This is a genomic window from Xenorhabdus sp. KJ12.1, from assembly GCF_963876495.1.
GTDB lineage: Bacteria > Pseudomonadota > Gammaproteobacteria > Enterobacterales > Enterobacteriaceae > Xenorhabdus > Xenorhabdus stockiae.
The window spans coordinates 150,254-160,219 of the sequence record NZ_CAWNQH010000013.1 but is presented as its reverse complement, the minus strand read 5'-3'; the positions used below and the strand labels follow the sequence as shown (position 1 = coordinate 160,219).

The window sequence follows — 9,966 nt, the reverse complement described above, 5'->3', positions numbered from 1 at the left end:
CAACCAGCGGAAATATCTTCACACCGTATATTTCCTTAATCATCTGTGAGCACCTGTCAGTCGGTTCCAGAAATACGTGAGGGCGATACTGCCCATTGCTCCGCACATACCTGCACTGGCGAATGTCATGTATAAGCTCAGCCCCGCCTCCAAACTGATAAATCCACCTATCAGTCCGGTAAATCCTGAAACAATGACCTGGGCAAATGCCCCAAGCCAACTCCAGCGGGCGTTGCTGGTTTTTATATCAATGATATAGCGGACTATCCCGCCCCATGCAGAAAGCAGCAAAAGTATCAGCCATTGAGATAGCTCAAAGCTGCCTGGGTCTTTATTTGGCATACGCATATTTCCACCCCATCAGAACAATGGGCGTCCGTGGGGTGAGTCTGTGGTCGCCCCTGTGAGTTGTAGTGAATAGGATGCCAGCCGCAATAGGAGATACTGAGGTTATGGAAGTGATTACGGTGGCAAATTTCTTATGTGTGGAGTTAAATCGTTATATGTGGAGTTAACTTCACATATAACCTCCAGAAACAAAAAAGGCCGCATAAGCAGCCTTGAAGAATAATTTCAAGCTTAAAAACAAAGATATTAAGAATTGGATTTATATAAATCCCAATCACAAAATGTCATATCATCTTGTCCTGGCTGCCAAGAAACCCAATCAGCATTACCAAATTCATCATATATCATAATATTTTTAGCTGGATCGTAACTACTGACAGCAGACATTCTAAGAATCATACCTGCAGGCCAGACCTTACGATGCACTTGGTTACCCAAATACATCTGAATCATCGCCCACGGGAATGAACCAACAGGTGCAACTGTATCATTTGCAATTGTAACCTTGACCTTATATTGGTCAGGATCAAACGAACATGGTGTACTATCCAGCTTATTAACATCAGACATAAACACCTCACTTTATTATTCGTTAAAGGTCATTTCATCCTACTGCTAACTAGCCGGTTAATATTACTGAGGTCAGGTTCTTATCTCAATTGAATAGCCTGTAACAGAATCAATACGCCTTAAAATAGGGTGGCGTATTATAAAGTTTATCTGTTAGTCGAGTGCGTGATTCAGTGAGGTGTATATTTGAAGTTTGGTGCTGATAACTTATTTCCCGCTTGGCTTTGCTCTTCCAGTCCAATAGCGATCATGCTCTTCTGGTGTAGCACCTTGACTCTCAAAAGCATTACTAACTTTTAGTCCATCGGGTAAAAGTGCCCAAGCAACGTAAAAATATCGGGGTTCAAACTCTTCGCCTATCCATCGATAGATGCCGTTGTATTCTTTTTCATTCCAAAAACGAACATAACCGATATGCCAGCCATCGCAGGGATTTAAAACCAGTACCTCTTTGCCATCCATATCAAATGTAGGCTGCTCAGAGGCAGGGCGAATAATTAAGGACTCTGTGATTGGTGCAGGCATTCATTCCCCCGGTGTATTTTAAGTTTGGTGCTGATAGTAAAGCCTCGTTTCGTGAAGCTAACGGTCAGGGATATCACACTGATACCGGATGCAAGATAACATTGCCGCAATGACAATGTGTTTTGCGTTCTATAGGGAGCTAGATGCTGCTCACATCAACCAAAATCATATCTAACATACTGATTTAAATATGGTATATGGTGCTGCTCGACCCCGATCTAACTACTTGAATTTGTTCCGATACTGTAGAATAACTTTCAACAATACCGTCATCCAGACGGTAGCCTGAGTAGACGCACCTTAAACAGGTCTTAATGCCTCTCAAGGAGGTGACAAGGATATTACTCTGAACATCCCGAACTTATGGGATTTCGAACTACTGCAAATTCTTCAGGAGTTGAGTTGTAAACTCTAAATTGACTACTGGTAGATATGAAAAAGCCCCGCGAGTGCGAGGCTATGGAATTATTCCGACCTCTCAGCCGGAGTGGTTGGAGTCCCAGACCTAAGTCGAAGTGACCAACTGGGCGGAATCGATAACAAGCGCCGCCCCGATTTGCCTTGTTACCCGCTCTTTCGCTTCTTGCTCCGAGCATACCTAAAATATACACTCTCATAACTTTTTTTCAAGTTATTTCAGAAATATTTATTGTTTCTATTCCTTTTTGTGAGCGCTCTCTTACTATTTCATCCTGTAACACCATATAGACTTTTGCATGAAATAAACTAATGCACCATTTCACCCGATCAATACATTGTTTGATGGTCAACCACGGAGCAATATCACTCTGCATATAGTTTGCGAGAGTCTGCACGGTGTTTCTACGAAGGTAGTAATCAGTAGCGAGAACATAGACAGGGTTAGACTTACTAAAAGCCTTTAGGATCGCCTTTTCTACAAAATCAGCTTCGTCTATATCGTTGGCACGTTTAAACATGTCACTGAGTGATTGCTTGGGGAATAAGATCATGTGAGCTTTTCTCAGTAGCTCTTCCCCTTTATACCCAGCGGTTCTTAGATTATCGAATACATCCATAAACTTCTCTTGCTGCTCTCCTGACCATCCACTAATAAATCGCCAAATACCATCGCAGCCACTACCTCCATATCCTCCAGAGTAGGCTGAACCTCCCATTTCATCAGCCCAAAGTGATAATATAGCCTTAACCCATCGTTCTTGGGCTGGCGTTAATCTGCGCGCTTTGCCTAGGTATGATTTCCTTGGCGCGCTGGCTACATGCCTGTAGCTGTTAATATCCCTCATCTTACCTCCGGCAATACTGTATGCTCTTTATCGAGACGCGTTGTATACATCAAAATTCCCGCCATTGATTTTCTATGTACCCTAACAACCATCCTTCCGTCCTCCAGTTGGAGAATGCAGCGGTGATGGCCTGTTTTTCTTTTCAGATATCTGGCCTCTTCGATTGCAGGCTCTAGTTCGGTAAACATACCTCCTCCCGTGCCCGTAATTCCCTGAGCTTTTCTTTGTACTTATCCCGAATAGACTGACATTCCTCAATCGTCCAACGGTGCCGATCATGATTGGACTCAATAGCATCTACCTCTGTCTGACCAATACGCCGGATTAACTCAACCCGGTAAGGAACAATATTCCCGGATTTATGCTGGTTACAGACGATGCACTGCCGCTGAATATTCCGTTCATCAAATCTCAACTGAGGAGCCGCAGAAGTTGTCCTATAGTGCCCCGCATCCCATTGAGAAGACGTGTACGTGCCACAGGAGACACACGGTAAGTCGCGGTCTCGTTCTCTGATATAGGTATTTACGGCGCGTTGGGCTTGTTGAATCCAATAACTGCGGGGTTTTACGGCTAACTTGCGGGCTTTGAGTTTATCTCGGTTGGCTACTTCTTTTTGTCGTCGTTCTCGCTCTAACTTCTGCCTAACTCTTTCATATTTCCTGTCTTGTCGTCGCATTCCCAATTCTGCGCCATGTTCCGGGCTACACCACCATATATGGTCAGCTTTTGGATGAAACCACTCACGACAGATTTTACATTTTCTCCGTACCTGCTTTTTCATTCCTTTCCGCCTTATTCTTGTAGTATATCGCCCAGCTGATGGCATCGAGTTTTTTCCGGCCTTTTGCATCAATGAGGTAAATACCATCCTCACAGGCGTGATTTTCCTTAACGTCAATTTCGAGCCGCTCTAAATCGTCGTAACTATGCTGAGCTAACTTAACTCTGTTCCAACCGTAATTACGTGGTAATTTGTTCACCTTATCCCCCTAAAGCCAGTCCCATAATCAGTGTGATTGTTATCCAAAAGAGTGTGAATGGGAGGTATTTCATTTGATTTGTTCCACAGTCAACCCATAGCCAAACACTGCGCCAGTATCGATATATCGCTGATTCCAATATTGAGCATTGTCATGTGCGGGTGTATGCCCGAATATAAACAGGTCAGCGCCGGTAATTTCCCTACCTATACCGCTTTCGGTCGCATCGTAAATTCGGTCTCGATTCCAGATGACAGACTGCCAATTAACCAATTTACCGAAATCATACTCATTGTCTGGATAGTCAGCATGGGCAATGACAATTACCTTGTGCCCTGTGTCCACTTCAATAACCAGAGGTAACTGCTCCGCTTTTGCCAATAAAGTCTTTGCCAATATTTTCTGCTCAGCATCCAGATACAGAAACCACTGACCGCCGTTGTTAAACCACAGGTCACTATTACCGCTATGGAATAGCGCATCTATCGCCATCTGCTCATGATTACCCCGAACCGCCCTGAACCACTTTTGAGTTATCAGGTCGAGACATTCGACATTTCGATCCCCCCTATCAATGAGGTCACCTACCGATATCAATAAATCGTTTTTATAATCAAATTCAACCTGTTGCAGTTTATCCATTAAAAGCTGATAGCATCCGTGCAAGTCCCCAACCACAAAAATACGATGATATTGATCGCCCTCTATTTTTAGATAATTTCCGTTTCTGATTTCACTCACTGCTCCTGCCTCCACTTGAGTTAAATTCGATGACCGTAATAGTTCAGCGTGTAGCGTTTCTCTGTGAGCTTTACGCCCTGATATACGGCCCATGCCTGTGAATATTCAATTAAACTGCTCATGCGCTTTACACTCATTCTGGCGGTACTTTCCCTTGCCAGCGGTACTAATTCACCTTCCAGCCCTGCGATGATTTGCCCCTCTTTTCCGGTCGCTTTGGCGTGACCAGAGACGAAAATGCATTTCCATTCCGGCGTCTTCCATGTATTACCAGCCCATTCAATACCCTGTTTAGAAACGTCACCACATAACGCATGGAACTTGTCGTTCTGCGGTAGTGTTCGGCTTGAATCTGATAGGGTGACTTGAATGGGGAATTCGTCGTTGAGGGGTAAATTATTGAGAGAGGCTATTAGGTTTTTGAGTATGTGCGCATTTCTAAGCAGAAAGACCTGCTTTTCCATCAGCCCTCTCTCTTATTCCACAATTTAATTGCATTCTTCATGCTTAATTTTGATTCAACAGAAAACAGGCACATCAAACATGTAATTTGGCACTTACATTTGGGCTTTTGATTGTGGTCTATTCTAAGCCTGAATCCATTGCACTTGCTGCAATTTTTAATTTCTTCACTCATACTCCCACCCTCCGACAAACAAAATTACTCAGTTCCACTTTCTCCACACCGATATCTGCATTCATATTCCTGCGCCTCGGTGAGACCATTTTCTCGCATTCTTTTTTGGTGAGTTTCTTATCTGAGTTCCGTATCCAAGTAACAGGTAATCCACCGGCTCTAGTGATGGTGGCTGTGATTTGGTATTTCATTCTGCCTCCAGTAGTTCATCAGGGATTTCAACTTCGTCGCCTAATTTAGAAGAGACTACAGCGCGGCATATGGCGATTTGCGGTGTTTGGCCTTCCTGTACTTTCCAAATGGAAAAATCATTCACTGTTACCGCCTTACAAGATGCTATCCAAGGAGAATCAATACACATACGGGTTAAGCTATCTAGATATTTATCAATTAACTGGACGCATATAGACCAATCAGAAGATGGCTTAAATGAATAATATCTACTTTTTTTATCTACAAAATGCCCACTTGGTAATTCCAGAAAACGACCCTTACTACAAATCTCTGCTCCTAAAGACAACGCCACAGCCCAATCCAACGCCTTACCTGTCAGCTCACTTGTTTTGATTTTCATTCGTTAATAACCCTTTTTGTGTTTTCTGTTGCTCTCACATAACCACTCATGAAAGCTTAAGTCAGTTTTCTTAAGCATCTCTTTCAGATAGTAAATCTGCCTTAATGACTCATAGGAGTCGGTAGGCGTGTATTTTTTCTCTATTTGAACAACTGGCTCTGGTATTTTTTCTCCTGCCTGAATGCGCTTAGCCATGATTTTCAATTCCCGGCTACAGAGTTTTTTAACCTCCGAATCAGTTAAGTTCTGGCGTAACATTTCAGCGTGAATATTTGTCACCATCCAGTAACAGGCGTTAGATTGCCACTCGACATCACGCCAACCACGATACTTACAATAATCACGGAACATCTCGTAAAGCTCGTCTTCGGTTGGCAGTCCGACTGACAATGCTTCTCCCTGTTTACACCACTGCACGAATTGACCCGGCGAAGGCCAGAACGGAGATTCACTGGCACGAGCCTGACGCATTCCCGCAGATAATTGCTCTTTGGTGCGAATACCATTTTCAGCGAATGCGGCGATCCACTGCTGTTTAGCCAATGCCTCGTCTGACTCGTTCCGTAGATTGGTCTGCATTGCAGCAGGAAATACCTGTTTCAGTTGCCTGAATAACGCATTGACCAATCGTTCGGCGTTCTCGTTCACTACCGGTTGATTACTCGGCTGACGGTCTTCTGACAAGCGAGATAATGCCGCACCATCACGGTTAGCAATGGCGTTAACCAGCTTGCGGTTCATAGAAATTCCTCCCATGCCTCAGCCGTGTTCCAGTTGTTAACTGACTCCGGGTTAGGGTTGGCAATTTGCTTGCGGTTGGGTTGGGTGCTCTGCGCTTCGAGCGTGTCCCATTTTTCCCGTAACTTGGTAGGTGACAAGATATTGCAATACCAGAATGCATCCTGATTTGCCCACTTGAACAGGCGGCAGATCTCCGCATGGGTTCGATTGTCGGATTGCCTCATCAAGCGAATATCATTGGCCCATGATGCCCAATTGGGTGTTTTGGTATTCGGCCTGACAACCAAGACTTTCTGATAAATCCACTCAGCAGCAGTCAGGTCTTCGGTAGTTCCCCACTTATCACCTTTAGGTGAACTGACAGCAGCATCAGGATTAACCTTGCCAGACGATTTAGATTTTCTCGGACGATCATTAGATACGTTAGTATCTAATATATATTCTTGTTCATGATGTGCGGGGTTATGTGCGTCTCCATGTGCGGGGGGCTGCTCTGAGACCGCGTTATTACTGGGTTCGTCATGTGCGGCTGTATGTGCGGCCTTATGTGCGGGTAAATTGTCTATTTTTTCGGCATAATCACTGTAATTTGTGATGGTGATCACCGTGCCTTTATGCTTTTCTCCTTCGATAGTGATCATTCCTTCCCGAACAAAAACAGCCAGCATTCTATTTACCGCATCTCTACTAGTTGGTTTATTGTTCCTATCGCACAGGTTTAGCCCGAGGTCAGCGGGAGTAGTAACTAACTGACCAGCTTTTAAGTGCCAGATGTTACCTTTGAAATTCGCTATGTAAGGTTGTCTGGCTGCATCCATAAGCAAATTTTCCCACAGCGTTCTGAGAAAAACGTCTTTAGCCCACGGTTTATTTCTGATGCTCCTGTACAACTGGATGAAACCTAATTTCTGGTTTTCCACCCTGTTGCTCCTAGTTTTTCGAGCCGCATTAAAATCAAAAACCTCCGCTGTACTCATACGGCCTCCCTACCATTAAATCGGATTTTCATGTATACTTACCTCGTTGTTGGTCGCTTTAGAGTGGGCTTGCATACCTCTTCTTCATTGAGATACCAACACTCCAAACTGTATAAAGAGGCCCTAGTTGTTTGCCCAACTGGGGTTTTTCTTTTTATCCCGCCTGTAATTCCCATCGGTAACATTCCTAAAGTGAAATGACAGTTAGACTTTGTTTAGAAAATAAAAAGAGAGATCAACTATCCTGAGATAGATGACTGTTAAACGACCAAAGCTGGTTGATGAGTGAGCCTTTACGGGATAATAATCCCGCTTGCCTGAGAGTAGCCCTACCTCCCGGCGCTATTTCGATTTGCTAGGGTTCACCAGTAGCTTGTCGTGAGGGCAGATTGTTAAAGAGCAAAAAGAACAAAAACTATGCTGCTAATTCAGGCCACATTTTCACCCAATCAGAGTGAAGATCTTTGCGAGTAACTGCACCGTTACTATGTTTTTCAATCAGCACACACAGGCTGGCACCAAGTTTTTTCTTGGTATAAACAGCATTACGCAGATATCCAGCCGTAGTTTCACACTTAGCAGCAAAGGACTCTCTCTCCTCCGCTGTTAGTGCGTTTAAAAATATCCTTAGCTTATCCATTTGTTGTCCTTCGGTTACCTAAACATAATATTAATATACCCAAGGGTAAATGAAAAGTCTATACCCACAGGCAATTTACCAACAGGTATTTTTGAACGATGATTTAAACTATGAACACAGAACTTGATTTGTATGAAATTCGAAGAAAAAAGCTGATTGAGCTTGTTTCTCAATATGAGACGCAAGAGGAATTTTCTCGCGCAATAGGAAAAGATAAATCTTATGTCTCCCGCATGTTGTATCCCCCCACGAAATCTGGATACAAAAGAATAGGTGACAAGATGGTTCATGCGATCCAGAAGGCTTTAAATCTTCCTGCTGGCTGGATGGATGGCATAGTTGATATGGCAGTAACCATAGAACCAAAACATGATTCCCAATACTACAAAGTTGAAGTATTTGATGTGCAAGCAAGTGCAGGAAGGGGTGTTATGGTTCGAGATGAATTTATTGAAACAATTCGTTCTATTGAATATACGAACGGCGAAGCAAAATCACTATTTGGTGGCAGACCAGCAGAGCATATAAAAATGATTGCCGTTAATGGAGATTCAATGGCTGGTACGTTCGAATCTAAGGATCAGATATTTGTTGATGTTTCAGTGAAGCATTTCGACGGGGATGGAATATACATTTTTCTTATTGGCAATCAAGTATTTATAAAGAGGTTACAGCTACAATATAAAAAAATGGCGATAATTTCAGACAATAAAAAATATGAAACTTGGTACTTGGATGAACAAGAGGCTAATGAATTATTTATTCAAGGAAAAGTTTTAGTTAGTCAATCACGCGCGTACAAATTCCACGGTTAACATCAAACAGGCCGCACCTAGCGGCCTCCTACCAGTTTTATTTCTTAATCAATTCATGATCGCAATCACATTTTGAAAACAATAAACAAAAAAATTACCTGAAATTTCAAACAGGTAAACTTTTCTTTGTATTTTGTTTACCTTTAGGTATTTACAATCAGGGTACCTATGGGTATATTTAAGTCATCCAAGGCAAGGAGCCAAACGTAAAAGGAAGTTCGCTCTTTAACAACCTAACTCCCACGACAGGCAACTGACGAGCCCTAGCAAACTGAAATCGCGCCGGGTAATTACTCAAAGTATCGGGTAATCATTCAGGCAATCGGGCGAGACAACCGGCCCGTAAAGGCGTACTCGTTAAGATGTTATGTCGTGTTATCAACTAAGGAGAATTTATGTAAACCAAAGCGGGTTAGACCGCAAGCGTAATGCTTTGATGATGCGGTAGTGACGCATCCCCGAATAGCCAAATGGTTAGCCTGTGTAGCGACGGGTTAGGGTTAATGATTACAAATAGCTCCGATAAGCAGCAAGAAAGCCAATCTTGCGTCGGTTATGGCTGAAAGAAGGCACTCAAGGGCATGAGCGCGACCACTGCGAGAGTGTGGTTCAGAGTGCAGTTGGCTTTGAGGTGTGCTGAACATAGCCATAGCATCAAAGCCAATTAACGGGAGAATATTCATGAAAGACAGACTTGAGTTAGCTCTTGATAATATTTTCAACGATATCCAGAAGCAGCGAAAAGAAGACTTCTGGAACAACCGCCAACCCAAACAACGCATGACCAAACAGGAACGCGACACTGTTAACGCATTAACCAGCTTTATTACGACAGTTAACGGCGCTCCATCTAAAAAACCAGTTTCAACCAAAACCAAATCCCGCTGTCTGGCGTCGGGGAATGTTACTGCGAGGGTGTAAGTATGATTCAATCTCAAATGAAATTTGCGTTGTCATGTGCAAAAGACGATAAAGAAAAATACGATTATTATCGTAGTGAGTTAAATGTTTGTCGAAATAACCCTGTTTTACGTAGACGTACTATTGAAATTTGCTTGATGTATCGTAGGCATTATCGCTCATGGCTTAATGACATTCCTTTATATCTACGTAACAACTATGGTTGCATTTAACTAACTCCAGCTCATTT

Annotated in this window: 15 protein-coding genes; 2 read left to right on the top strand and 13 right to left on the bottom strand. The window is 43.1% G+C overall.

Annotation, left to right across the window (positions count from 1 at the left end; all coding sequences use genetic code 11):
* Positions 1–39: 39 nt before the first annotated feature.
* The 13 genes from AACS92_RS02970 to AACS92_RS02910 form a co-directional block, all read right to left on the bottom strand.
* Positions 40–348, bottom strand: coding sequence for a phage holin family protein (locus tag AACS92_RS02970; protein ID WP_099109878.1), 309 nt, complete (start codon positions 346–348; stop codon positions 40–42).
* 246 nt (positions 349–594) lie between these two features.
* Entirely contained in the window at positions 595–918 is a 324-nt protein-coding gene (locus tag AACS92_RS02965; RefSeq protein WP_099109877.1) for a Thoeris anti-defense Tad2 family protein, read from the bottom strand.
* A gap of 207 nt (positions 919–1,125) precedes the next feature.
* Positions 1,126–1,443 (bottom strand): hypothetical protein, encoded by a 318-nt coding sequence (locus AACS92_RS02960; RefSeq protein ID WP_099109876.1) that lies wholly within the window; start codon positions 1,441–1,443, stop codon positions 1,126–1,128.
* Positions 1,444–2,069: 626 nt separating this feature from the next.
* Complete coding sequence (locus AACS92_RS02955; RefSeq protein ID WP_099109875.1) at positions 2,070–2,708, bottom strand: hypothetical protein; 639 nt, start codon at positions 2,706–2,708, stop codon at positions 2,070–2,072.
* Between the two features lie 172 nt (positions 2,709–2,880).
* A complete protein-coding gene (locus AACS92_RS02950; protein WP_099109873.1) occupies positions 2,881–3,492 on the bottom strand; it encodes a recombination protein NinG in 612 nt (203 codons plus the stop codon).
* On the bottom strand, positions 3,464–3,691 hold the full coding sequence (locus AACS92_RS02945; protein WP_099109872.1) for a hypothetical protein: 228 nt from the start codon (positions 3,689–3,691) through the stop codon (positions 3,464–3,466). The genes AACS92_RS02950 and AACS92_RS02945 overlap by 29 nt, the downstream gene beginning before the upstream one ends.
* 69 nt (positions 3,692–3,760) lie before the next feature.
* Positions 3,761–4,432, bottom strand: a complete 672-nt coding sequence (locus tag AACS92_RS02940) for a metallophosphoesterase (protein ID WP_099109871.1) — start codon at positions 4,430–4,432, stop codon at positions 3,761–3,763.
* Positions 4,433–4,452: 20 nt separating this feature from the next.
* Complete coding sequence (locus AACS92_RS02935) at positions 4,453–4,896, bottom strand: recombination protein NinB (RefSeq protein WP_099109870.1); 444 nt, start codon at positions 4,894–4,896, stop codon at positions 4,453–4,455.
* A 169-nt stretch (positions 4,897–5,065) separates the two neighbouring features.
* Complete coding sequence (locus AACS92_RS02930) at positions 5,066–5,260, bottom strand: DUF1187 family protein (RefSeq protein ID WP_099109869.1); 195 nt, start codon at positions 5,258–5,260, stop codon at positions 5,066–5,068.
* Positions 5,257–5,643 (bottom strand): phage protein NinX family protein, encoded by a 387-nt coding sequence (locus AACS92_RS02925; RefSeq protein ID WP_099109868.1) that lies wholly within the window; start codon positions 5,641–5,643, stop codon positions 5,257–5,259. Before AACS92_RS02925 ends, AACS92_RS02930 begins: the two co-directional genes overlap by 4 nt.
* Positions 5,644–5,646: 3 nt before the next feature.
* Positions 5,647–6,384, bottom strand: coding sequence for a replication protein P (locus AACS92_RS02920; protein ID WP_099109867.1), 738 nt, complete (start codon positions 6,382–6,384; stop codon positions 5,647–5,649).
* The gene (locus tag AACS92_RS02915; protein WP_241537932.1) at positions 6,381–7,361 is read right to left on the bottom strand and encodes a replication protein; all 981 of its coding nucleotides are present in this window, start codon (positions 7,359–7,361) and stop codon (positions 6,381–6,383) included. The genes AACS92_RS02920 and AACS92_RS02915 overlap by 4 nt, the downstream gene beginning before the upstream one ends.
* Positions 7,362–7,776: 415 nt before the next feature.
* Positions 7,777–8,001: a transcriptional regulator gene (locus AACS92_RS02910; RefSeq protein ID WP_099109866.1), complete on the bottom strand. Its 225-nt coding sequence runs from the start codon at positions 7,999–8,001 to the stop codon at positions 7,777–7,779.
* A 110-nt stretch (positions 8,002–8,111) separates the two neighbouring features.
* On the opposite strand from AACS92_RS02910, the gene AACS92_RS02905 reads away from it, so the two are divergent.
* Positions 8,112–8,816 (top strand): S24 family peptidase, encoded by a 705-nt coding sequence (locus AACS92_RS02905; protein WP_099109865.1) that lies wholly within the window; start codon positions 8,112–8,114, stop codon positions 8,814–8,816.
* A 681-nt stretch (positions 8,817–9,497) separates the two neighbouring features.
* The gene (locus AACS92_RS02900) at positions 9,498–9,737 is read left to right on the top strand and encodes a hypothetical protein (protein ID WP_099109864.1); all 240 of its coding nucleotides are present in this window, start codon (positions 9,498–9,500) and stop codon (positions 9,735–9,737) included.
* The last annotated feature ends 229 nt before the right edge of the window (positions 9,738–9,966 follow it).